Origin of the sequence: Microcoleus sp. Pol12B5 (genome assembly GCF_036701335.1) — a bacterium.
Lineage (GTDB): Bacteria > Cyanobacteriota > Cyanobacteriia > Cyanobacteriales > Microcoleaceae > Microcoleus.
Window position 1 is genome coordinate 1 of record NZ_JAUBQQ010000069.1, and the last position, 23,608, is coordinate 23,608.

Annotated in this window: 18 protein-coding genes; 10 read left to right on the forward strand and 8 right to left on the reverse strand. The window is 46.3% G+C overall.

All coding sequences use genetic code 11. The features are described from left to right. Window positions 1–72: 72 nt before the first annotated feature. From QUA24_RS27395 to QUA24_RS22335, 3 genes are all read right to left on the reverse strand, one after another. Window positions 73–648, reverse strand: a complete 576-nt coding sequence (locus QUA24_RS27395) for a hypothetical protein (protein ID WP_445242638.1) — start codon at window positions 646–648, stop codon at window positions 73–75. Between the two features lie 1,449 nt (window positions 649–2,097). Further along, a complete protein-coding gene (ribE, locus tag QUA24_RS22330; protein ID WP_333232164.1) occupies window positions 2,098–2,811 on the reverse strand; it encodes a riboflavin synthase in 714 nt (237 codons plus the stop codon). Window positions 2,812–2,920: 109 nt separating this feature from the next. Then, window positions 2,921–4,111: an endonuclease gene (locus QUA24_RS22335; RefSeq protein WP_333232166.1), complete on the reverse strand. Its 1,191-nt coding sequence runs from the start codon at window positions 4,109–4,111 to the stop codon at window positions 2,921–2,923. Window positions 4,112–4,366: 255 nt separating this feature from the next. On the opposite strand from QUA24_RS22335, the gene QUA24_RS22340 reads away from it, so the two are divergent. The 5 genes from QUA24_RS22340 to QUA24_RS22360 all read left to right on the forward strand — a co-directional run bounded on the left by QUA24_RS22340 (window position 4,367) and on the right by QUA24_RS22360 (window position 11,503). Continuing rightward, window positions 4,367–4,873, forward strand: a complete 507-nt coding sequence (locus tag QUA24_RS22340) for a bifunctional nuclease family protein (protein WP_015176672.1) — start codon at window positions 4,367–4,369, stop codon at window positions 4,871–4,873. Window positions 4,874–4,878: 5 nt separating this feature from the next. Further along, entirely contained in the window at window positions 4,879–6,009 is a 1,131-nt protein-coding gene (locus QUA24_RS22345; RefSeq protein WP_333232168.1) for an aldo/keto reductase, read from the forward strand. Between the two features lie 667 nt (window positions 6,010–6,676). Continuing rightward, complete coding sequence (locus QUA24_RS22350) at window positions 6,677–9,892, forward strand: PAS domain-containing protein (protein WP_333232170.1); 3,216 nt, start codon at window positions 6,677–6,679, stop codon at window positions 9,890–9,892. Between the two features lie 142 nt (window positions 9,893–10,034). Further along, window positions 10,035–10,562 (forward strand): hypothetical protein, encoded by a 528-nt coding sequence (locus QUA24_RS22355; RefSeq protein ID WP_333232171.1) that lies wholly within the window; start codon window positions 10,035–10,037, stop codon window positions 10,560–10,562. Between the two features lie 104 nt (window positions 10,563–10,666). Then, window positions 10,667–11,503: a DUF1963 domain-containing protein gene (locus QUA24_RS22360; RefSeq protein ID WP_333232173.1), complete on the forward strand. Its 837-nt coding sequence runs from the start codon at window positions 10,667–10,669 to the stop codon at window positions 11,501–11,503. A 171-nt stretch (window positions 11,504–11,674) separates the two neighbouring features. Here the strand turns inward: QUA24_RS22360 and QUA24_RS22365 are convergent, their stop codons facing one another. Beyond that, window positions 11,675–12,784 carry an extracellular solute-binding protein gene (locus tag QUA24_RS22365; RefSeq protein WP_333232175.1) on the reverse strand — a complete coding sequence of 370 codons (1,110 nt, stop codon included), beginning with the start codon at window positions 12,782–12,784 and terminating at the stop codon, window positions 11,675–11,677. An 81-nt stretch (window positions 12,785–12,865) separates the two neighbouring features. On the opposite strand from QUA24_RS22365, the gene QUA24_RS22370 reads away from it, so the two are divergent. Both QUA24_RS22370 and QUA24_RS22375 read left to right on the forward strand, forming a co-directional pair. Continuing rightward, window positions 12,866–13,099 (forward strand): hypothetical protein, encoded by a 234-nt coding sequence (locus tag QUA24_RS22370; RefSeq protein ID WP_333232177.1) that lies wholly within the window; start codon window positions 12,866–12,868, stop codon window positions 13,097–13,099. A 468-nt stretch (window positions 13,100–13,567) separates the two neighbouring features. Next, entirely contained in the window at window positions 13,568–13,966 is a 399-nt protein-coding gene (locus QUA24_RS22375; protein ID WP_333213295.1) for a hypothetical protein, read from the forward strand. A gap of 419 nt (window positions 13,967–14,385) precedes the next feature. Here QUA24_RS22375 and cobT read toward each other — a convergent pair whose 3' ends face one another. The 4 genes from cobT to QUA24_RS22395 form a co-directional block, all read right to left on the reverse strand. Further along, entirely contained in the window at window positions 14,386–15,492 is a 1,107-nt protein-coding gene (gene cobT, locus QUA24_RS22380) for a nicotinate mononucleotide-dependent phosphoribosyltransferase CobT (RefSeq protein ID WP_333232178.1), read from the reverse strand. A gap of 216 nt (window positions 15,493–15,708) precedes the next feature. Further along, window positions 15,709–16,464, reverse strand: a complete 756-nt coding sequence (locus QUA24_RS22385) for a DUF2232 domain-containing protein (protein ID WP_333232180.1) — start codon at window positions 16,462–16,464, stop codon at window positions 15,709–15,711. A 250-nt stretch (window positions 16,465–16,714) separates the two neighbouring features. Then, window positions 16,715–17,212, reverse strand: a complete 498-nt coding sequence (locus QUA24_RS22390) for a universal stress protein (protein ID WP_333232182.1) — start codon at window positions 17,210–17,212, stop codon at window positions 16,715–16,717. Between the two features lie 89 nt (window positions 17,213–17,301). Then, complete coding sequence (locus QUA24_RS22395; RefSeq protein WP_190663937.1) at window positions 17,302–18,015, reverse strand: Crp/Fnr family transcriptional regulator; 714 nt, start codon at window positions 18,013–18,015, stop codon at window positions 17,302–17,304. Between the two features lie 273 nt (window positions 18,016–18,288). On the opposite strand from QUA24_RS22395, the gene QUA24_RS22400 reads away from it, so the two are divergent. From QUA24_RS22400 to QUA24_RS22410, 3 genes are all read left to right on the forward strand, one after another. Beyond that, complete coding sequence (locus QUA24_RS22400; RefSeq protein WP_333232184.1) at window positions 18,289–18,456, forward strand: hypothetical protein; 168 nt, start codon at window positions 18,289–18,291, stop codon at window positions 18,454–18,456. Between the two features lie 259 nt (window positions 18,457–18,715). Then, window positions 18,716–18,877 (forward strand): hypothetical protein, encoded by a 162-nt coding sequence (locus QUA24_RS22405; protein ID WP_333149694.1) that lies wholly within the window; start codon window positions 18,716–18,718, stop codon window positions 18,875–18,877. A gap of 232 nt (window positions 18,878–19,109) precedes the next feature. Then, complete coding sequence (locus tag QUA24_RS22410) at window positions 19,110–23,468, forward strand: hypothetical protein (protein WP_333232185.1); 4,359 nt, start codon at window positions 19,110–19,112, stop codon at window positions 23,466–23,468. The last annotated feature ends 140 nt before the right edge of the window (window positions 23,469–23,608 follow it).

Below are 23,608 nucleotides of genomic sequence, written 5' to 3' on the forward strand. Positions count from 1 at the left end.
TCTAATTAACTCATAATTTTGCCTGGAATATCATTCTACTATGTATTTGTGTAATTAATTCTGTCTAACTACTTAGTGGGCTCGAATCGTAGTACCTGTATCGATGTCCCACAGTTCGTCCAGCCGTTTACCAATCCAATGCTCGGCCAAAGTTCCACTTGAGGTTTCAATGGCTCGATTCATGCTGACAACTTGAAACTCGCCATCCTCAAGCTGTTCCACCACCCAAAGGGTGTCTGTCACGGAGCTATAAATGTTGCTTAAGAACTGCTCCCGCTCTTGAAGGGTTGCTTCTACCTTGATCCGCTCTCTAATTTCCTGCTCTAGTTCTCGATTAGCTGCCTCTAACTGTGCGGGACTGGGAAGCGCTAATACATTTGGGATTAACGGCACCAGCACTATAGCTGTCACCACTGAAACCAATGCGGTGATGGCTTTGAGGCAGCCACTCAGCCAATAGGTAGGATGCCAAAGCGTCCAAATCTCCATCAGGTGAGTGGTGCCACAAGCGATGATAAAGGTGCTAAATAGCAGAAATATCCAAGGGTAGGGCAAATCTTGTCGCTTACGAACAAAATAGAGCAGCGTAATGGGAATTGAATAATAAGCCAGGGCAATCAGCGAGTCGGAAGCGATATGAAGACTCACCAATCCTGGCTTCCAGAGATAGCAATGCCCGTGAGGGATAAACGGTGCTATAGCGAAAAGGTTTTTCCAAAGTTCCAGCATTTTTTTCTAACTGCAGTAACGACTTTTGCGATCGCCCTGGGGGGCTGACAACCCGCCTGAAATCTTTATGGAGTAAAGATTTTGCCCACTTATGCTAAAAAAAGATAGGCAGCCGAATTGTTACAAGCTAGCCTACCCCAAAGATAATGTTACCCCATTGGTAAAAATTTAGAAGGGAGGAAATTTTGTCAATACCCCTTTGTGTAGGAATATAATTAAATAATAATAATGATAACAATACTCCCGACAGTTTTAAATCATCCTAATCTTCCTTCAGTCTTGTCTTATGGTACTCTGGCTGCTTAAAAACTGTCGGGAGTATTGCTAAACTCCAGTTATCAGGAATTAAAACTTGACACACGTTGATTCCCGTTTTTGCGCGATTTGCACGGCAACTGCACTGTCAAGAATCTAATATCTGAATCTAAAACCTGAAATTACAGCACTTCCGGGTGTTATGAGGTACAATAAGAATAGATTAGAAAAACACAGCAATGAAAGCATATTCAGTAGATTTGCTTTCCAAAAATAGTAGCAGCCCATCAAGATCAGAAGCTGTCGATTAGAAAAACAGCAGCGATATTTTCCGTCAGTAAAAGCTCTTTTCAGAAACTGGTCAAGCAACAAAAAATCGAGGGGAATTTACAGCCGAAACGAGAGTGGTAAACCGAGATACAGTCATTTGAATAATTCCACAGCTTCTTTGAGAGAAATAGTGGCAGCACATCCCGATGCAACCTTACTAGAATTGTGTGAGTTATTTGCCCAGAAGACGGGAAATTGGGTGGGTAGAACAGCCATGTGTAACGCCTTACAAAAGTTGGGATTAAATCGTAAAAAAAACAGTGAGAAGTAGCCAAGCCGGCACTGAAACAGTCATGAAATTAAAGTTAGAGTATTGGGAAAAAGTCAAGCATATGGATCAAAAAAATCTAGTATTTTTAGATTAGACTGGAGTATTACGCTTGTTTAACCAGAACTCATGGAGCTTCCCAAAGAGGAACGAGAGCCTCTGCGGTCAAACCTTTTTATCGCGGCAATAAAGTCACAGTAATTGGTGCAATTAGTTTCCAGCGAGTAGTGGCATTAATAATGACCATAGACAACTCGATGGATAGCCAAGCATTTGAGGTGTTTATCGCTCAATGTGCTGTAAGATTTAGTAGGGTGGGTCTGCTTTGACCAGTAAATTATTAATATAATAATTTGCTGCTGAGGCATTCTAAAACTCAAAAACAGGCTCACCTGCCTGTTCCACAAACAGTGAGTTTTTTTGTGGGGTTGGCAGGATAACCCGCCGGTAAAAGGCTTATTGAGGATGGTGTAATATCTCAGATATTAGCAAGGTGCGCGATGCGTACCCACAGATTAGATAAATCCGTGTTCTGCTAAGAATTCTGGTGTAATTGTTCCCAAACTGTTGATTGTGGGGGTTTCTTCCCACGGTTCGGGATGAGATTTTGAGCCGCTGCGGAGAAATTTGGCGACATATTTGCCTAGAATATCTGCTTCTAAGTTTACTAAACTTCCTGGTTGCAAATAGCTGAGGTTTGTCTCACCAAAACTGTGGGGAATGACAGCAACTTCAAACCAATTGCCGTCAGCATCGCAATCTGCCACGGTTAAGCTGATGCCGTTGACGGCGATACTGCCCTTGGAAACGATGTAAGGTGCGATTTGACGTTGCCATCCCGAATTTGCTACAGGTGGGGCAGTAAACCGCATATCCCAAGCGTTGGCGGTTTGGGTTGATGTTGCTAAAGTGCCGATCGCATCTACGTGCCCGGTCACGAAATGTCCCCCCAATTTGCTACCGGCGCGCAGGGAGGTTTCTAGGTTCACCAAAGCATCGGGGAATGATCCCAGAGTTGTGCGCCGGAGAGTTTCTGGCGAAGCGACGGCGACAAAACCTTGCGGCAGAACTTCCACTACCGTCAAACAAACTCCATCCACGGCTACGCTGTCCCCAATGGCTAAATCTTGTAAAATCTGGTAGGAGTTGTTTGATGTGCAGGAAATTTGGAAATAATCGTTGCCTAGCGACTTCAGCTTTCCGAGAGATTGAATTAGTCCTGTAAACATAAGTATTTTTCCGTAGTCGATCGCTTATTTACATGAAACCATAGAGACAAACCATAGACAGGAGGTTTTGCCGTCCCCTCTCCCCCTGACAGGTGTAGGTTTTTTACAACTAGGAGGAGTTACAAGCATAAAAGGCATCCACAGGAGTGTGAGGGAAGGAACTCCAACGCTCCAGATGAATGGGAATATTGTTGAGTAAATTAGCCATCAAAGTCACAAATCCTTTAAGAAAACAAGACAAATGACGCCCTTTTTTGAGGCTGGGAGGCTGATTTAAAGCAGTATGTCCAAGGGGAAGTTGTGGAAAATTTGAGGCAAGTGATTGATTTTCATGAGTGCCACCCAGGATCACCATCCATAAAGTGGCAACAGCCAGCACTAACCACATTCGTTCGGCTCGTTGTGGTGAGAGTAAACGTGTATTATGCCATTGCCAGCCATCGGATTTGAAATCGCGGTAAACACATTCGGTACAAGAACGTAGTCCATACCAGAGAACGTTTGCTTCTTCCGGTTTGAAGTCTGTCAGAATCAACCAGGGGTCTTTGTAGTCTAAATCCCAACGAGCTAGGAGTGTACAAGACAGAGGATTAGTTTTAAAACACACGACTTCGGCAGACCATGATTGTCCACCTTGACGAACCAAATGTGCCAGTGGCTGCCATGTCTGTTGAGAGGGCAGACGATAAGTTCCTTGATGGTTGATACGTAGAAATGGATGCCAGCCCACACTTTCAATCAATTGATATAGCCAATCAGCATACAATCCTCGGTCAGCGGCAACGATCACCCTAAAGTTTGCCGGAATCACACCTTGAACAACACAAATCAGTTTTTGCCAATGAGGTTTCCAACTTCCGGGCTCCTCGGCTCCGACAATGCACCAAGCTACAGGAATTCCCGACCCACCCAATAAGATGTTCATCGACAGAACTGTAAATTTATCTCCGATGCTAGTGGCATCCAATGCCAAGGCAATGTCCTCAACATTTTTCGGCAGTAAACTTAGCACCCACAACAGTAATGGAGCAAAACAACCACTAACATCCAGCTCACGACGATAAACTCCTTTTTTAGCTGGGGCTTCTTGATACCATTCTTTTAATCGCTGACGGACTGTGTTCGGCTTTTCTCCGTTGAGCTGAGCGATAAAATGCGAAACTTGGGTTAAGCTGCTAGATTTGGTCATGACTACACCAAAGCTCCAAGTCGCTAAGCCAATCGCTTGAGGTATGGAGAGGTGAGGCATTTGTTTGGAGACAATACATGACCAATCCTTGAGATGCTTATTTTTCAGCATTTTGGGTTTTTCCCCAGCCACGTGTTTCGTTGAATCACCCTTATTTTCGCCTGGTTTAATTGACTTTATACTACCCAGTCGTAAAAAACCTACACCTGTCAGCCCCTCTCCCCCCGAGTCAATCTAAAATCTAAAATCGATAGTCCCAGATCTGTTGCAGATTCCGGCGAAGATCAAGTCATACTGGATTTAGGTGATCTTTATGTCCAAGTTCTCTACTGCCTTACAGTTTCTTAATTCTATGAGGCCGATCGAATGATTGAAATGAAAGTCGCTGGAATTGCCTTAGATGCAGCCACGCGCAGTCCTATTGTCCTATTGAGAGACGCTACTGAGCGACGGGCTTTGCCTATTTATATCGGTCAGGAGCAAGCAAAGGCTATTATTAGCGCGATCGAAGGCCACAAGCCTCCTCGGCCCTTAACTCACGATCTGATGGTCAATTTTTTAGAGGCATGGAGTCTTACCTTGGAGCGCATAGTTATTCACTCGCTGCAAGATAACACGTTCTATGCTGTGCTGATCGTCCGTCAGGGAGAAGTTAAAAAAGAGATCGATGCCCGACCTAGCGACGCGATCGCCCTGGCCCTGCGTACGAACTGCCCCATCTGGGTGATGGAAGAAGTCGTCGCCGATGCTTCGATACCGGTCGATCGAGATGCTGATGAGGCCGAACGCCGGGCCTTCCGGGAATTTATCTCAAACCTCCGTCCAGAGGATTTGATTAAGAGAAGTGGCTTGGGCCCGGGCGAAACTTCCTAAATTTTATGCGCTATCGACGGTTTGGCAAAACGGAGTTGCACCTGTCCGTATTTTCCTTGGGAACCATGCGCTATTTGGCTTCTGAGGAAACTGCCTGTCAGACTGTACAACAGGCGGTGTCTCAGGGAATCAATCACCTGGAAACGGCGGCGGGTTACGGTTGCAGCGAGGAATATCTTGGCGCGGCCCTTTCGGCTGGTTTGTCTGTCGATCGATCGCGCCTTCACGTCACTACAAAAATTTCCCCAACCGAGGATGCAGCAGCAATGGAACGCTGTATCGACGCATCCCTCAAACGCTTGAATTTAGACTATATCGATTGTCTGGCAATTCACGGTTTGAATACTTGGGAACATTTGGCGATTGTGCGATCGCCCACAGGCTGCATGGAATCTGTACGCAAAGCCCTGGCTGATGGTCGCATTCGGCACGTCGGCTTTTCGACTCACGGGCCTCTGGATCTGATTTTGGCTGCAATAAATACAGATTTGTTTGAATTTGTCAACCTGCATTATTACTATTTTTTTCAGCGCAACGCCCCGGCAATTGAACTCGCCAAAGACAAAGATATGGGCGTTTTCATCATTTCCCCAGCCGATAAAGGAGGGCAACTTTACACGCCCCCGGAAACACTCGCACAATTGTGCTGGCCTTTCTCGCCCTTAGAGTTAAACTATCGATTTTTACTCAGCGATACTAGGATTGGGACTTTGAGTGTGGGGGCTGCAAATGCGACAGAATTAGAGCAACCTCTGAAATATTGCGATCGCGACTTTCCCCTCACCAACGCCGAAATCGCTGCGTTCGATCGGCTAGAATCGGCTATTGCAGACACTTTGAAAACCGACCAATGCAGCCAGTGCTATGCCTGTTTGCCTTGCCCGGAAAACATCAACATCCCCGAAGTATTGCGACTCCGCAATCTCGCAGTCGGGTGCGACATGACTGACTTTGGCAAATACCGCTACGCCATGTTTGAAAATGCTGGACACTGGTTTCCCGGCAGCAAAGGCAACCGCTGCACCGATTGCGGCGAATGTTTGCCCCGGTGTCCCGAAGAGTTAGACATCCCAACTTTGCTCAAAGATACTCACCAGCGACTCGGTGGCAAAGCAGGCAGGCGGTTGTGGGATTGAAAAAAATGTGAAACAGGGAAAAGGCGATCGAGCGTATCTAAGTTTTGCAATAATTACGCTAAACTTTGGTTTAACCTTACATCTTGCACTATTCTCAAGAACAGGCTTTCCGGCCTGTTCCACAAAGAATTAATTTCTTGTGGGGAGTAGGGGTTGGACATCCTGCCCGCCCATAAAAAACTTATTGAGAATCGTGCAACATCTCAGTTTAACTGAATTTACGATACAGTCGATCGAGAAACTACTTCGTTTTACGACTGTATGCGAGAGCATCCCGATTTTGCAAAAAGCGTTTTTGAGGAGTGCGAGTATCTTGCACAGCAAAGCTTACCTCTAACCGCGAACACTCCTGTGAAAGCACTCATTTGGATGTTCCGAACACACTTTAAATAGGAGCCGATACTATATGTAAAAGCAACTAAACAACACAATCTGATTAACACCTAGAAACTGACTTCTTTGAGAATACCAGTCATTTTATTGCTTGCTTAGTGGGCGGCGGTGAGAGCGAACAATTTTATGATAAGTGATTAACCGAACTCGATAAAAAATCTAAAATCGTTCAACGGAGCGCTCACGCCGAAGTCTAAAATCTAAAATCTAAAATTAATTCCCTTTCCGATTAATTGATGGCCTGTCATCTACAACCGATCTCGCATCTACTACTATGGCTCATACTCAGTTAAACGACAGCCAGCAACATTGTCTGCAGCAAACTAAAGTTCCGACTTCCGAAAGAAGATTGAAAGCTGCTTTCAATCCGTCCACTTACAACTTGTCCGTCACCAGAAAACAGCTAATTGGACTGGTGGCTTTACAAACAATTTTGCCAGTTGGGCTAACAGGAGCAGCACTTTTGCTAACATCAGCCGTTGCAAACAATCAACTGCAAAATCAAGCAAAGTCAGAACTGAGCCTTAGTGAAATTAACTACAATCTCCAACTCGATCGCGCCGCCGACCGTTTGCAAAACTCCTCTGACCGCAAAACGATCGCCCAAACAGCCTTAGCTTACAACAGTGGGAAAAAAGTATCAGATTTGCAAAAATCTGTCAAGCAAATTCTAGAAAATCAAGTCAAAACAGGGGAAATAGACAGCGCGGCCTTAGTTGGAAAAAACAGGCAGATAGTGGTTAGCGTCAACCCCAACCAGAAGGGAAAAAGTTTTAAACTGCAAAAAATAGTCGATCGAGCATTTGGTGCAAAAAACCCAATTACGGCTACCGAAATCATTGCCAAATCAGAAGTTCAGGAACAATTGGGATCTTTGCCGCTCGGAAAGGGCGATCGACCTGTTCTCGTCCACTACGCAGCAATTCCCGTAAAAGATCCAAAAACTCAGACAGTGATTGCTGCCTTAGTGTTAGGAAAAATTATCAGCCAAACGTCGGCAGTTGCTAGCAGCGAAATGCTCAACTTACAGGGTGGCGGATATCAGGCTATTTACGCACCGCTGGCTGACGGCAAATTTGTCTTGGCAAGTTCGCAAGCAGTTACAAAAAAACAACAGTTACCAGACTTGCTGGCAGAAAAATCGCTGCTGAAATCTGCACTCGCCGCCGGCAAACCAGTCGCCGGAAACGTACAAATAGGCAGTCAAACTTATGCAGTAGCTGCCAAATCTCTTGGCAATTTAGCGGGAAAACCCGCAGCAATTTTAGTTCGGGGCATCCCCAAAACCTCGATCGCAACTTGGTGGGGCAACAACTGGCTGCTGGCAATGTCTGCGGCTGCCCTTGTCCCCTTCGCCTTAGGAGTTGCCGTCACTCGCCGGATTGCCAAACCCGCTAACTCAGATTTATCAACAGCAGACGGGAATTGGGCATTTAACTCCAGCGCCGAACCGCCGCAGCGATCGCGGACATTTGATATAATTTATGACAATTTAAATTTCGGCGAATTCCCCGATTTATTCCCTAAAAAATCGAGTTTAAACGGTAAATTAGCGGTCGATTTTCGATATAAAAAAAATCAGGGCGCTCTCCCGATCGCAAATCCCCAGATCCCGATCGCTTTCCAACCCCTAGAATTGTCCGAAAACTCCGTCTCAAACCAATGGCGGCAGGTAAATACAGAACTAGAAAAAAGCGCCATCGCCTTAAATCAAGTCCAGGAAGCTTGGCAAGACTTAAATCGGCTCAACTGGGAATTGCAGCCAGAAATACTCGATCACCAAAACACTCAAAAAGCCCTGCGAAAGAGCGAAGCACTGCTGCAAGCGATTTTAGACAACTCAACAGCAGTAATTTACATCAAAGACCTTGACGGAAAATACCTGCTCACCAACCGCCATTTTGACAATTTGTTCGACATCGCAAAAGAGCAAATAACAGGGAAAACCGACGGCGATATTTTTCCCCAAGACAAAGCAGCAGCCCTGCGAGAAAACGACCTGAAAGTTCTCGAATCCTCCTCGCCCCTAACCCTCGAAGAAATCATCCCTCAAGACGATGGCCCGCACACTTATATTTCTCTGAAATTTCCCCTCTGCAACTCCGAAGGTAAAGCTTATGCAGTCGGTACAATTTCTACAGATGTGAGCGATCGCAAACTTGCCGAACTCACCCTAGAAAAAGCCAAAGCAGAACTAGAAATAGAAGTCGAACAGCGCACCCTATTCCTCAAACAAGCCAACGAACTCTTGCGGTTTGAGCTCGCCGCCAGAGTCCGCGGCGCCATCACGGTTAGACAAATGACGGCTCAGGTAGCCCGACACGCCCGAACAGTTGACGGGATTCTGGGCGCTTCTCTTGACCTAATTTTTCTAGTAGATCGATCGGGAAAATACACCTATGTCAGCCGCACCGCCGCTCAAGCTGCCGGCATGAATCCCAGAGAAATGATTGGCAAAACCTGGCAGGAATTAGGCTGGTCGCCAACAATCATGCAGCGAGTTCACCAAGAATGCGACGGCATATTTGCCACAGCCGAGCCCAAGAAAGGCGAAGTAATTGTCCCCACGGCAAACTGGGGAACCCGCGACTACGAGTACATTCTCAGCCCGGTTTGTGCGACAGACGGCAGCGTCGAAGCGGTGGTGGCGACACTGCGAGATATCACCGAACGCAAAGACGCTGAGGAAGCGTGGCAGTTGGCCAAAGAAGCCGCAGAACTCGCCAACCGCGCCAAGAGTGCTTTTCTGGCAAACATGAGCCACGAGTTACGCACTCCCCTCAACGCGATTATCGGCTACAGCGATATGCTAGCGGAAGATGCCGAAGAGTTAGGCAACTTACAGGTTGTCTCGGATTTAGACAAAATTCGCACTGCTGGCAAACACTTGCTGCGGCTAATTGACGACATTCTCGACATTTCCAAAATTGAAGCTGACAAGATGGAGATTTACCTCGAAAGCTTCGATGTTGGAGGCTTAATCGAGGAGGTGATAACAACTATCAAACCGCTCATGGATAAAAACGGCAATACTTTGGAAGTATTGAGTTCTGCCAATGTCGGCGCGATGCACGGCGATTTGATGAAAGTGCGGCAGGTAATGCTGAATTTGCTCAGCAATGCTGCTAAATTTTCTGCTAATGGGGCGATCGTGCTTACTGTCGAAAGAATTACCAGTGAAGAATTAAAAAATAAATATCAACCGAGAGTTGCTCAAATGTTAATTTTGGATTCAGACTTTTTAATTTTCCGAGTGACGGACACGGGCATCGGCATGACACTAGAGCAGCAAGAGCGACTGTTCCAACCTTTTACTCAAGCGGACAATTCAACTACTCGCAAGTACGGCGGTACGGGTTTGGGACTGACTATTAGTCAGCGTTTTTGTCAGATGATGGGCGGTGATATTGAAGTTACTAGCGAGTTAGATTGCGGTTCTACTTTTACTGCTTGTCTGCCTGCTTCATTGTTTAAGCGATCGGAATTTTAACAACAATTATTGTCCCAGTTCACAGTAAGAACTGCAGCAATCAAAATTTATTTTGTGAATAGTAAATTACTCACTACAAATCTATTTTACCGGACTCGATATTAACAGATAACTTTTGTGAAAAATCGGCACTTAAAAATTCATGAATTACCAAAACTTTCGCCACAATAATCAAGTTTTCCGCCGCAGGCACGGCATTTTGACAAAAAGTTTATTTTTGTTCCTGATTGCGGGTTCTGCGTGCCTCGGAGCCTTGCTGTGTGAGGAATCTGCGGCTTTTTCCCAGGAGCCGATATGCCCTACTGGCAGCGCTGCTAATTTCCCGTCGCCCCCGCTTTCGCAAACCGAAAAAAGCGTGCCGAGTCTGTGGTTAGCTCAAAAACTCTTTGGCGGCAAATTGCTCGATCGCTGGTTTGTCGATCCCGGTAATGCTTGGGTAATTATCATAGTCAACCGCCAACTTTGGAGTTTGCTCGATTATATGGAACGCTATCAGTTTGTTAACCGCTTTGGCACTGTCGCCAACGATTATGGTTACAATGTGCGAGTTTGCAACCGTCAAGGCACTGCTTTGGCAGTTTATTCGTGCAAGGGCGATCGGCTTAGCTGTCGCATTGATTTAGAATCTCTCTCAAATCCGCCTATTCGAGGAGGGCGGAAGGAATTTTAGTAGGGTGCGTCAGAAGCGAGTTATTTTCTGGATCATCGATAAATCAAGAGCTGACGCACCGTGCATTTGAGCTGATAAATGCGGTTTGTAATACGTAGAAAAAAATGAAAAAAAACCTTGAGCTTCCGGCTGAATTAGAACCTTTTCGCCAAGAAATTGAAAGTTCAGAAAAGCCTGTTATCAAAATCACTTACGAACGAAAGGCGACTGATTTCTGGTCAAGCAAATTTGGCGGAGTGCCTTACTTGCCGAAAGGTTACGATTTTCCCAAGGATAGTGATGGAAAATATATGCACCTTTTGGCACAGCTCAATTTTGAGGAAATCTTTGCCCAAGTGCCATATTTAGCGCCTTTCCCCAAAAAAGGAATTTTGCAGTTTTATATCGGTGACACAGATTTGTATGGCATGGATTTCGACAATTTGGAGAACCAAAAAGATTTTAAAATATTCTATTTTTCCGAAACTGACACAAATAATTGTCAAACAGATTTTGCTTTTTTGTTGCATCAAGAAGTTAAGGGATTTTCACCTTTAAACTATAAATACGTGAATAATCCGCAAGAATGTTTGGCTTTACAGTTTAGTCCTGACTATGAGTGGGTTTGCCGAGAAGACTATCAAATTACTAACATTTTGGAGCCACAAAAAATTAAACAATTCTTTGATATAATGGAGGCAGATGATTACAAATTAAATGATTGGTATTATGATAATTTATACGACATTCACCATAAAATAGGGGGATACGGCTACTTTACGCAAACAGACCCTCGTGAGTATAGCCCGCAATACCAAGACCATAAAATTGTAGTCTTACACATGATTAGTGATGATGAAATTTGTTGGGGTGATGATGGAGTAGGCAACTTTTTGATTCGTGCTAAGGACTTAGAAAAATTAGATTTTTCTCAGGTGATTTATAATTACGATTGTTATTGAAATTAAAATACTAACACTTTCCGCTCCTGCTGTTTTGTTTGTTATTTCACTGCCGTTTGTTGCTTTGCTACACACACAAGGCTGGTGACTGACGAACCCTACGGTTTAAGGTGCGTCAGTTTTGATGATTTTCTCGGCGCTTGTGGGCTGGTGACTGACGAACCCTACATTTTAACTTCTCACTACTTGCCTAGTTTCTTGCCAGAGCGATCGATATTGGGCAATCCCCGCATCCCCAAAAGGCAGCATAAAGTCGCTAGCAGCAAGAATCTTAGCATCCGGCAATAACACAGAATTAGTGCGAACAGCTTCCGGCAAATCTTCGGGTTTCATGCCGACAATTATCGGCGAACTAGCCTTAGCCAGCAAAGATAATTGAGGAGCAACCCGAGGCTGCAAGCAAAAATCAATCCATTTTTCCACTAAAGAAACTGGATTCCCTGATGCTGGTTGTACCCACAAATCCGTCCAAAGTGCAGTTCCCGAAACCGGAACTACTAAAGCAATATCCTTTTGAGTTTGCAGCAGCGGCAGCAAGTCCCCAGATGAACCTACGGCTAACCAAGTATCGCCTAAAATTAATGGTTGCAGGTAAGCGTCAGAACTATAAACTTTAACTTGCTGGTGCAGATTTGCGAGTTCTTTTTTAAGATTTGGGACTTGATCTAATTGCTGCGTATTGTAAGATTTGCCGAGTTTTTTTAATGTTAAACCGATAACTTCTCTGGGACTGTCCGGCAGAGAAATTCGATCGCGCAATTCGACTCGCCACAAGTCTTTCCAATCTGTCGGAGTCCACCCCAAAGCCTTAAATTTGTCGGTTCGATAGGCAATTACCGTACTTCCCCAACGGTAAGGTGCAGCCCACACTTTACCTTGAGGATCTAATTTACCCTCATCGTTGCGCCTGACGAGTTTTTGCCATCTTTCGGGCAATTGTGGCCAATTAGCAAACTTAGCAGGATCGATCGGCTGAATCAATTTTTGCCTAATTGCCAAACTCAGCCAGTAATCTCCCAACATCACCAAGTTAGCTTGATTTTTTGATTCGGGAACCCGTTTCCACTCCTGCAACAGGGCGAATAATTCTTTTAATTGTGCTTCTTGCGTTACCTGCAAAAGCGGAGACGGTTGTACATCCCGGCTAAATTTGCTTACCAGTTGGGCCGGAATACCGTTTTTGAGCGATCGAATTTTGAGAATCGGCTTCGAGTCGCACCCTGCCGCCAATTGACTTAAAGTTAGGGTGGCGGCCCCCAATAGCAAAGACCTTCGTTTCACCTGTGAATCCGCTTTTCTAAATATTGACCGATCGTTTTGTGTTCTACATCCCGGGAAATAATTGTTTGTCGAGTCCGGTAGTTGGCGCCGATTTTGTCTTATTTCTTCCTCAAACACAGAGCCATTGTACTCGGTTCTGCTGCAAAGAGAGTTTGTTTGGCTCTTGCCCTGATTTTACCTTCTAACTTGTCGATCGAGCTTTCCGATGCCGAAAACTCCCTCAACTTAACGCCTAATTTCTCTGCTGCAAGTTCCTTTGAGGCAGTTTTGCTCGCCAGCCGGGTCGATCGACCGCATCTGTGTTACATTTTTTAATATAACGAAACAACGAGAGCGCTGCCATCTGCAGTTGGATGAGGCTTTTCACACAACCGAAGTAAAAAAATATTTTTAAATCGGCGACAGCTTAATAACTAAAAAAACTAAAAATTCATTCATCTGAATCCTGAAAGCACTGGCGAGAGCGCAGTCAATCTAATAGGACGCTCTGCGATCCGACTCTCAGAAACCCGACGTTTTAGCTCTGATTGAAGGTTTGAACTAAGTATGGGGGTTAACCCACCCGGTTCCTGTGTCCAAGACTATCTAAAATCTAAAATCTAAAATCTACAATCGACTCACGAATGGCGAGCGATTATCTTCAAGCTGCCTCCCTAAATCTACCGTCAGGATTGGGAACACAACAATTACGTCAAAAATTAAATAATTTAGTGATAAATCCAAGTTATCTAAAGATTTACCTAAAATGTAAAGATATTAAGTTACGAGCCAAAGGATGATTGTATGGAAGCGCTCCGCCAGCAAGTTACAGTATTGAGCCAACAAGTCGAGGCCCTCTACAAACTCATAGAAAACCTCAATGAAAAGCTCTTGGAGTCTGCCAAGGAGACGAAGCTGACCCAGCAACAGAGAAACGATCGCTCTGGAACGGTAGGAAATAACCAAACCTCGCCCTATCAAAGCTACAGCAGTCTCGACGGCCTCCTCGAACACAAGGACATACTGTTAGATGACAGCTACTTCGACAAGAATTCTCAAAGCTTGGAAAAAGAGCTGAGCGCAGAGATTCAAATCCAGCGTTTAACAGCTCAGCTAACAGCAGCTTACAATCGAATTGCCGCCTTGGAAGAACAGTTGCTCTCCAAAAGAATGCACTCGCAACATCTAGGCGGGCCTAATTAAATATTGCTAGCGGGGATTGGGTACTAATCAAAAAAAAATACAAGTTGCGTTGATTTATGCTCGTCTACTTATAGAGTTATTGCAGAGAGTTTTTCGCGTCGGGAATTAACAGGAAGAATACTGCATGAAAGCGAGATATTGTGTAGAAATAGGAAGGCTATTTCTTTGGTGAACAAGATTTTTTTGACAAACCGCAGAGGGCGCAGAGGACGCAGAGAGATAGAAGAAAGAGAAGAAAGAGAAAAAAGAGAGAAGTTCACAAATCCGGCATCGATTCTTATAACTCAATACGCTTGGGTTAGTGCTAAAAACAGATCCTGCGTAGGTTGGGCCCGTGGAACGAACCCTCCGTTTCACTCCGCCCAACATTTTCGCTACAATTTTCCTTAACTGAACCGTATTGTCTTATAACTATCTACTTAATGTTTAATCTCACAGCGCGAGGCTAAAGCTTCAACAGCGTGGAGGAGTTGAGTTGGAGTCCAATTTGCAGTCAACCCACTGGCGATCGCACACGCTCCCGCACCGACACCTTCCTTAACATAGCCGCGATCGTAAGCTTGCAGTTGCGCGTAGCGAGATCCAGTAAAACTTAGCTGCGCCGCCAACAGAGGTACACCGCCGATCTCATTAGCGAGTCCTACAGTGTCTCCTGTAGGGTCTTCGGCCACCCAGCGCGTAGTCCCCACCGCAACTTGTTTGGGACGCCATACTAGAGCATATTCACGGGCTAAGGCTTGCATCAAAGCGTACACTGCCAGCATTTGCGTACCCCCAGCCAGAAGCACCCCGCAAGTCTGACTCGCGGCGATCGCCATTGCAGCCACCGCTATTTGCATCGGATCGCCCACCGCCGCTACCAATTCTAGGGGAGTGCTGTTTTGTCCGCCAATTTTCCACTCAGCATTATTGAGTCCCGCTGTCACCGCCGCCAATTTTTGAGCGTGATTGCAGCGAGGATGAGAACTATTAACTTTGCCCGCCGCTGCAATACCCAAACCCATTAACACGCCCAAAGCAGTAGTCGTTCCCCCAACTACGCACTCCCCTAAAATTAAATAGCTGCCATTAGTTTGAGCAGCCAATTTTGCTCCCCAAATTAATCCTTGTTCGAGCAAATGTTTGACTGTTTCTAGTTCTAAAGCATTCCCCGAAATCAGACACTTTGCCGGAGTGCCGCCCAAGTCAATTGCAGGTACGGGAGGTGGGAGGGGCAAACCAGCATTAAATAGATAAAGCGGAAGTTCCAAAGCTTCGACTACAGCGCGAGATATGAGTACCGGTGATGCACCCGCCTCTAGGGGTGGCAAAGGATATTGGGGCGACGGTTGAGGGCCGTTATACAAAAATTCTGCATCGGCTAAACAAGTAAATTGTCGATCGTGCGGGGTTGCGCCTGCTGCTGAAATCCCCGGAATTAAGCCAGTAGCGGTAAATCCTAGCACGCAGGCAAATATCGGTTTTCGTCCCCGATAGCGATCAAGCCACCGCTGGCCCTGTTCAATTTCTGTATAAATACCAATCATAAATTAGTCATTAGTCATTAGTCATTAGTCAGTAGTCATTAGTCAGTAGTCATTAGACCTCTCCAATAATTATTGTGGAACAGGCATCTTGCCTGTTCAAGACTTGCTTTTCAGGAGAGATGTATTAGTCATTATTCATTAGTCATTAGTCATTACTTATTTAGTAGCAATTAGCAATGCCCCAATGCCCCATGCCCGATGCCCGATGCCCAATAACTACTCTTCATAATCGATCAAAACTTGCACCCAGCTTGGTGGCCGCGGAATTGGATTTCCCAAACGATCTAATAGCAGCAAAGCTACTAAATGCACTACAAATAAATAAACAATATTGTTAACCAAAATCATCCCGGCGGCGATCGCCCCAATGGTGTTCAAACTCGGTACATTAAGCCAGCCCAGCTTCACAAACACCCATTCCACCATCTCTGTTACCTGGGCGGTTACGTAAACCCATAAATCTTGACCCACCAACGCTGACAGCAGCCAAAACCGAAAAAAGAAGCCTACAGTACCAATTACTGCACCCACACTAACAGAGAGTGACCAACTCGCTTTGCGCCTCCAAAGTCCTCCCAGCGCAACTCCCATAATTCCAAAAGGCATCACGTATAAAATGCTCCGCGTCGGGCCCATCAGTACCGACAGCAGCAAACCCGATACCAAAGCTGCCATCCAAGCTGCTCGGTTGCCCCAGCGCAAGTAAACCAGGGCGATGGGTATCGGAAAAAAAACCCGCAGCAAAGGCCCCAGCGGAAAGTAATAATTTACCAGCCAAATTAAGCTAGCGGTACTTGCCAAAAAAGCCGTTTCTACCAGCCTTAAAGGTGCTTCCCCAGAGACGCGCTTCCCCAGATCGGGATTTGTACGATCGCCCGCCATGGCTGCAATATCGGCGGTTTGCGACTCGTTATTTGTACTGGGTAAACTACCCGAATTAGACGCAGCATCTGCTGACAAAAAATCACTCATCCGATTTTAGATTTTAGATTTTAGATTTTAGATTTTACGGGACTTGCGCTCCATGCGGCTGATTCCCGATTTTCCGATTTTAGATTTTAGATTTTAGATTTTACGGGACTTGCGCCCCATACGGCTGATTCCCGGTTGCACTGTTTGGATGCCTCGCCGCCAAATTTAATATTGCTCCCAGAAACCGGGTTTAGGTAGGAACGCAAGTCTTATTTTAGATGGGTTTTCTCAGCCTAAATTTTCAGCAGCATTATTTTTCAATTTTGGCTTCCTGGATTACCAAAACCGAACAAGATGCGTGGTGAACGACATAATTGCTGACGCTGCCGAGGAAAGCTTCTGTAAACCCCGTGCGGCCACGCCTCCCCAACACTATTAAATCTGCGCCCCAATTTTCGGCGGATTTACAGATACAATGCCCCGGATCGCCGTCCATTTTGCAGTCAAATTCCACCTGCAATCCTTGTTTTGCTGCGGCGTCGCAGTAATTTTTCAGCAAACCCGAAGCCTGTTTTTCCTCCCTTTCGAGTCGCAAACGTTGAGCTTGATAAGCTTGATCCATTAACTCGACATTCATGCCCAAATCTACCGGAATTGGCACTGCCGTCTCCCCCATGGTGCTGACAGTAACGCAGTTAAATAGCATTACCTGGGCGCGATCGTTCAGAGCTAATTCTAAAGCTTGAGTGAAGACCCGGTGGCCCAGTTCAGAATCATCTAAGGCGGCGAAAATTTTCTTAAAACTCACAGCTTTACCTCCTGCGGGAAATCATTCATATCCGTTAGTTAACAGAGATTGCTTTTGAATCTAATTCAAATTAGCAATCTCTGATACTTCTAGACTAACAGACGCTCTAAGGCGTGCAGGTCGGGAATGCACAAAACGTCACGTTCGCGCTGAATAGTTCCTTTTTTTTCCAGCTTGCTCAGCACTCGCGTTACTGTTTCGCGGGCCAGCCCGCTGAGGCTGCTTAATTCTCTGTGTGGCAGGTTCGGTATTTCTGTACCTCCTGTTTCCAGGATTTTTTTGCCTTGCCCCTCTGCCAAAAATAAGAGAATATCTGCTACTCGCGAGGTACTGTCGGACTCTCGCAAACGCAGGCGGCGGTTGACTTGTCGCAGGCGACGGGCCATCAGTTGAGCTAGCCGAATGCCTGCTAACGGCTCGGTATGAATAAGCTGCACAAAATCCTGAGATGGCATATTGCCGATCAGTGTCGGGGCTAGGGTGATCACATCTGTCGATCGCGGTGCTTCTTCGATCGCGGCCATTTCCCCGAATAATTCTCCTTTCCCTAAAATATTCAGTGTTACTTCTTTTCCGTCTAGGTTGTAGGTGCGAATTTTCACCCAACCATCCAATATAAAATACACTGATGTTCCCCAGTCATTTTCGAGTAAAATCACTTGATTTGACGGATGACTGCGGGTAACGATGTGGACAGTTGCTCTCTCGATTACAGGATCGGGTAATCCTGCAAAAAAAGGAGTAGAAACTATCAATTGATTTATATTAGAATTCGGATCTCGGGTGTTAAAGCGGTCTTCCATGAGGCCATCATTTTAATTTATGCGCTTGAGCTGCGCTGGGCAGTTACAAATAGCTTGCAGCCGAGTCATTCGATTTGAGATTCAAGATTTGAGAAACAAGGAGCTAAAATCAAGGATCTAAAATCGGCAATTTTACCTCTAAAGTTTTGCGGTCAAAGGCTCAATATGGGAATTAATAGCCTCAAGCTCTGATTGGGAGCTAGAAACTAAAGAATATACCATAATTTTTTAGATATATACCACTGAGCAAATTTTATCAACAAAATTTTAGCAATGTGGCAAACGACTGAGCCGATCGAATTACCTTTGAAAGCACTTCGCGAAGACAAGCTTAACACTGCTGAGAGATTTGTTGTCACTCGGCCCTGCTGTCGAGAAGGCAAAATCCACGAGTACAAGCCTGCAAGCACGGTAGACAGATCCCAAATCCAAACTACCTAGAACCAGGCTAATGTCAGCACGAGCGGCAAAATCCACAGCCATTGCGAGCCTAAAGACCGGCGCTCTTGGCGAGCCAAACCCACCCACTTCCCAGCAAACTTTTCTGCTACCCCAAGATTATTGTACCATTAGTATCTAGCCATGAATACAGATAATAGGCTATAATTAAAGGTTACTCAAATCCAGTATACGGGGACAATCCCGAATCTCGGTATCCCAAATCGCAAATTGTTTGAGGTTTTTTCCAAGTCGCTGAAAAATGAACAGACACTGGCGCGCCACCATGCTCATGAAACTCGCGGTGACAGTGTGCGGCCCGCCGTTCAAGCAGGTGAAGGCAAAAGTTCGTCGGGCTCGCAGCTATTCCGAGCAGGAATCAGCCTCCGGGCAGGGAAACTCGCCCCTGAGTCGCAGAATTTGAAAGCACTTGGAATTGATAGAAGCGGGCATTTGGTGCGGAAGTACCGACTAACCTATCATAGGCAATAGAAGCGCTCCGAAGGCAAAAGGTTAATTAACAGTTGTCAGAAAATATTAGTAAATTATTGACGGACTCGCATTCAGATTATTCTATCTATTGGCATCGCTGCCACCTGACTTCCGTCTTTTGTCGGTAAAGTTTCCCCCAAGCCGCATTCCCAGAGGTTCCGCCCTTGAATTCTCAGAAGTACAAAATTCAAGCACTGATTGCTGAGATAGACGAGGTACTCAGCAAGCCCGCACCCCGATTGCCTTGGACGGGTTCTCTTGATACTGTCCACCAGCGCCAACTTTTAGAGCGAGTTCGCGCTTATCTGGTTTCCTCAGACTCAAAGCTAACGGCCCCAAAGGCCCCCACCCGCCCAAATGTCCGCCCGCAACCAGTTCCAGTACCCAAAGTGCCTCTGCCCGCCCCTGGCCCCTCAGCAGCAGAGCAAATCATGCTTGCCGTAACCGGAGAAATCAGCAACCTGCGTTCCAACCTGACAGGGCCGCTCCAAGAAGACATAGAAGCTTTGCGGCAAGAGCAGCAAGCTCTAATTCAAGAAATCAAACAGCTAGAAGCAAAACGGCAGCAGCAACAATCCCTAGCTCAGCAACAAGCCAACCAACAGCAAATTATTGCTGAATTCTTGCAGGTACTGACTGGTCGCTTGGAAGAAACCTTGGCTAGCGATTTCTCCCAAATTCTCAGTTCCCTAGAAAATCAGTTATTGCAAAGCATCTCAGCACCATACTCTTTGGGCAGTGCGCCTGATGAACAATCGGCTATTGACGTAACACTTAACCGACAAACCTCAGAAGAACACCCGCTGCTGACGCCGGGTCAGAGGTTGGAGCAAATGCAACTTTTCCAATCTCATGCTGACAGTCTGCTGATGAGTCTCGATTCTAGGATGGCTATCGTGTTCGAGGCTTTGCAAGCAAATCTGCAAAGCTATCAAGCTTCCTTGAGACAAGAACTCGAAAATATGTACGGTTTGAGCCAGCAGAGCGAGGCGATGTTCGCGGCTTTGGTCAACCACTTAGCTGCACAGTTGGGGCGAGAAGCTTCATCCTACGTTCAACAGCCGATCGATTTAGCAAATAATCTCGAAACCGTCACCCCAACAGCAGCCGATAAATCTCCTGTCGCTCCAGCCCCTTCAAATACTGCGTTCGAGCACTCAGCCGCAGAGAGTCAGACGGGAGACTCGGTGCAGGAAATTCGCACCGGCGAATTCGGAGAACAAGACAGATTTCCCTACGCCGGTACAGAAATTTCTCCGCAATTCAGACAGTTGAGGCGCGATCGTGACCGCATTCAAGCCCCAGGTTTGCTCCCGGAGTTGGAAGATAATTTGTTGGGTTCTACCGCCGAAATATCTCGAAATGCAACTCGGTTTACTGGCGGTGAATTGCAGAACAATTTAACAGAAACCGAAGAAGAGATTGAGGATTTGTATGCAAGTTTGTTTGCGGGAGAAGCGGTTCCTGAAGTAAAATTAGAAATCGAAATTTTTCCGGTAGAAAATAATGTAATTGAGACCAAAAGTGAAGGTTTAGAATATCAAGCGACGACGGATCAGGAAACTGCCGAATCGCTAAAAATAACCGAAGATTTGTTTATAAATCTGCTGGATGAAGGCGAATCCCTGGAAGAGACTTTAGTAGATGAAGATTCAGACTTTGTAATGGGGAATTCTGTAGAGTCTCTAACTTTAGATAGTGCAGATTTATTTGAACCGCAAGTGGCAACAGTACCTCAAGTTTCAGAAGCACTACCCTCAACCGCTGAGGTGCAACTTGACGGGGACGATCGAGAAAATCTAGAAATGCGTCAAAACCAAGGCGAGCAGTTCGGCGCTACAGTCCCTCAATCAACAGCTTTGCCGTTGAGAACGCCTGGAGAAATTAGCCCTCACCGACCCAGCGCTACCCCCGCTGTGCCAAGTGCCGGTGACGTTCAAACTGGCGAGTTCGACTCATCCTCGCAGCGGCTCGATGATGGGTACATCCAAGCTTCGCCGGATGAGGATTTGCTGCCGGTCGAGGCATTAGAAGATGACCTCGATCGAGCTCTCAATTTGGACAACAATACTCTGGAACTTTTGGAGGCAGACCTCTACAATCTGGAGGGATTGGAAAATACTAGCTTCGGGCGATCGAATTTCTCAGTCGCTAACAGCTTGGATTTATCGGCGAGTTCCCCCGAAGGTATTGCAAACAATCCCTTTGCGGAGGCAGCAGAGGAAGAACTCGGCACGCTGGAGGATTTGTTCTCCGATGTGTTGGAACTCTCCTCTGATGATGAACCCTTTGTTTTGGAAGATGAACTTGAGGATGATTTGTTTGCTGAGGAAGACGAATCGAATTTGACGCTAGACGAGATTTTGGCTAGTTTGACCGAGACCGATCGACCTTTGACTGATTCTCCCCCTCCAGAAACTGCCGAAACTAACGAACTGCGATCGAGTCCTCCAGAAAGTCAAAAAAAAAACCTAATTTCGACAGAGAGTAAAGCAGCAGTTGTTGAGGGGAAGACTGATTTTAGCGAGTTTGCCGGAACACAGCAGCAAGACTCGGCTGGGCATTCTGCAGCAGGTGCGATCGCCCCATCCCCAGAACGCCTGAATTCTAGCTGGTATTTGGGCATTGATTTCGGTTCCAGTGGGCTGTCTGCGGCTTTGCTCGATCGTACCAGCGGGCAGTTGCACCCGATTTACTGGGAAGCTTCGCAGGCTGAGGCTTGGGCAGCAGACGCCAGTTATCGGATTCCCTCGGCTGCGGTGCTGGCCCAAACAGCCCCAGGGAGCTCAGGGTCAGAGGTGACAGTCAGGTCGGTGGGATTCCGACCCCAGGCTTTGGCTGCAGGAGAATTTTTACTGGAAAATTTTAAATTGCCTTTAAAGGTGGGCATTCCTTATCAGCGGGAGGCTGCTGGGATGTACGAACCGCTGTTGCAGTGGTCGCCCTTGCAGGCTTTTTCGATCGCCTTGCCGCTGCAATGTGTGCGGGCACTGCTGGCTACTTTGAATCCGAGTTTGCGGGGACAAAAATTTGACGGATCGGGGGAAGTTTCGGATTCTGCACCAAGGGCGATTTTTGCAGGATTGCCAGTTTCCAATTTAATCTGTAGGGCTTCGGGACTGACGCCAGAAACTCTCGATGCCGCGCTTTTAGACTTGCAGGGTGTAATTTTGGGGACTCCGGCCGACTGGTCGGATGTTTATCGGTTTAATCTGCGGGAGGCTGTTTTGGGCGCGTCTCTGGTGGCTTCTGGTTCGCAAATTTTTGTGGTGGAAGATGCGATCGCCACTTTGCTTGCTGCTGTAACTCCTGTGAAAAATGGCATGGAAGTCGAGTCGTCAGCCGTGGATTCTGCTAAGGGCACTGAAGAAGCTGCACCGCTGACAGTGAATGCTTCGTCTTTTAGCGGGGGAACTTTGATTTTGAATGCGGGGGCGGCGACGGTGGAATTAGCTTTAGTTGAGTTGCCGTCGAATCTTCAAGATTTAACTCGTGCTGATTTTACTTGCCAGAGTTTTGGTTTTGCGGGCGAGGCTTTCGATCAGGATATTATCTGTCAGTTGTTGGTTAAAAATGAAACTTGGGGAATGTCGATCGATTTGCCACGTCCGGGGCATCCAGATTTGCCAAGCCGCTATCAATTGCAGCAGCGGTTACAAGGTTCTGCTTTTGGCCTGCAATTGTTAGAGGCGGCAAGGCAAATAAAAGTTATTTTGCAACATCAAAAAAGTTTTGCTTTGGATATTGGTCAGCAGCATTGGGATGTGAATCGCAAAGACTTGGAAAGTCTGGTTTTAGTGCCTTTTGTGCAGCAGTTGAACCGTGAATTGAATGCTTTGCTCAGCCGCGCGGGAATGTCGCCGGCGGGGATTAATCAGGCGATTTGTGCGGGGGGTATGGGTGCTTGGCCTGCGATCACCCGCTGGTTGCGCCAGAAGCTGCCGAATGCGATCGTGGTTCAAGACCAGGAATTGCAGGGCGATCGGGATATTTTTGAGATTGACAATTCTGGATTAAATTCGGTATCTCAAAGTACAAATTTTTCCCAAAAATTTGGTCGAGTTGCCTGCGGGTTGGCGAGTTTGGCTCTATATCCTCACATTTTGGATGTGTCGCAGCAGCAGTACAGCGACTTTTTTCTACTGTGGGAATTAATGCAGGTTTTGGGTGAGGAAACTTTGAGCTTTCAGGAAATTTTGCAGTTGTTGGAACGTCAGGGCGTGAATACCCGCACCTGCGAACCCCGGATTTTGCGGATTTTGGAAGGAAATTTGCCGGCGGGACTTGTGCCTGCGGAGGAAGATTTCATGCTGTTGGCCGAGGAGTCGAGACAAAATCCTGATTGGGAAGCAATTTTGGCTGAGCCGCTTTTCTTTGAAGATGTCTCACGGGGTTATCGTTTGAATCTCGAACACGCCTTTGTTGTCCGCGAATATTTAGCCAAACTCGCCTCTAGCAGCCAGCAAAAATTGTTAGAGCCGCTAACACTTGCTTGGGATGTTCGCACCGATATTTATCGCTAAACGGCAAAAAACCTGGTTTCTCAGTAGAATCCTCCCTGTCTTTCGGGAAGAGTCCTAGTCGAAACCAGGTTTTTTTGCGTCCAGGACTAACATTTTTCTGTAAATTTACGTAAGTTTACATAAACTTTATACGTTTTTAT

What these genes read in the sequence shown, in the direction of transcription:
- ribE (WP_333232164.1), bottom strand. Translation starts at nt 2,811, where the DNA reads ATGTTTACAGGACTAATTCAATCTCTCGGAAAGCTGAAGTCGCTAGGC.
- QUA24_RS22335 (WP_333232166.1), bottom strand. Translation starts at nt 4,111, where the DNA reads ATGCTGAAAAATAAGCATCTCAAGGATTGGTCATGTATTGTCTCCAAA.
- QUA24_RS22340 (WP_015176672.1), top strand. Translation starts at nt 4,367, where the DNA reads ATGATTGAAATGAAAGTCGCTGGAATTGCCTTAGATGCAGCCACGCGC.
- QUA24_RS22345 (WP_333232168.1), top strand. Translation starts at nt 4,879, where the DNA reads ATGCGCTATCGACGGTTTGGCAAAACGGAGTTGCACCTGTCCGTATTT.
- QUA24_RS22350 (WP_333232170.1), top strand. Translation starts at nt 6,677, where the DNA reads ATGGCTCATACTCAGTTAAACGACAGCCAGCAACATTGTCTGCAGCAA.
- QUA24_RS22355 (WP_333232171.1), top strand. Translation starts at nt 10,035, where the DNA reads ATGAATTACCAAAACTTTCGCCACAATAATCAAGTTTTCCGCCGCAGG.
- QUA24_RS22360 (WP_333232173.1), top strand. Translation starts at nt 10,667, where the DNA reads ATGAAAAAAAACCTTGAGCTTCCGGCTGAATTAGAACCTTTTCGCCAA.
- QUA24_RS22375 (WP_333213295.1), top strand. Translation starts at nt 13,568, where the DNA reads ATGGAAGCGCTCCGCCAGCAAGTTACAGTATTGAGCCAACAAGTCGAG.
- cobT (WP_333232178.1), bottom strand. Translation starts at nt 15,492, where the DNA reads ATGATTGGTATTTATACAGAAATTGAACAGGGCCAGCGGTGGCTTGAT.
- QUA24_RS22385 (WP_333232180.1), bottom strand. Translation starts at nt 16,464, where the DNA reads ATGAGTGATTTTTTGTCAGCAGATGCTGCGTCTAATTCGGGTAGTTTA.
- QUA24_RS22395 (WP_190663937.1), bottom strand. Translation starts at nt 18,015, where the DNA reads ATGGAAGACCGCTTTAACACCCGAGATCCGAATTCTAATATAAATCAA.
- QUA24_RS22400 (WP_333232184.1), top strand. Translation starts at nt 18,289, where the DNA reads ATGTGGCAAACGACTGAGCCGATCGAATTACCTTTGAAAGCACTTCGC.
- QUA24_RS22405 (WP_333149694.1), top strand. Translation starts at nt 18,716, where the DNA reads ATGAACAGACACTGGCGCGCCACCATGCTCATGAAACTCGCGGTGACA.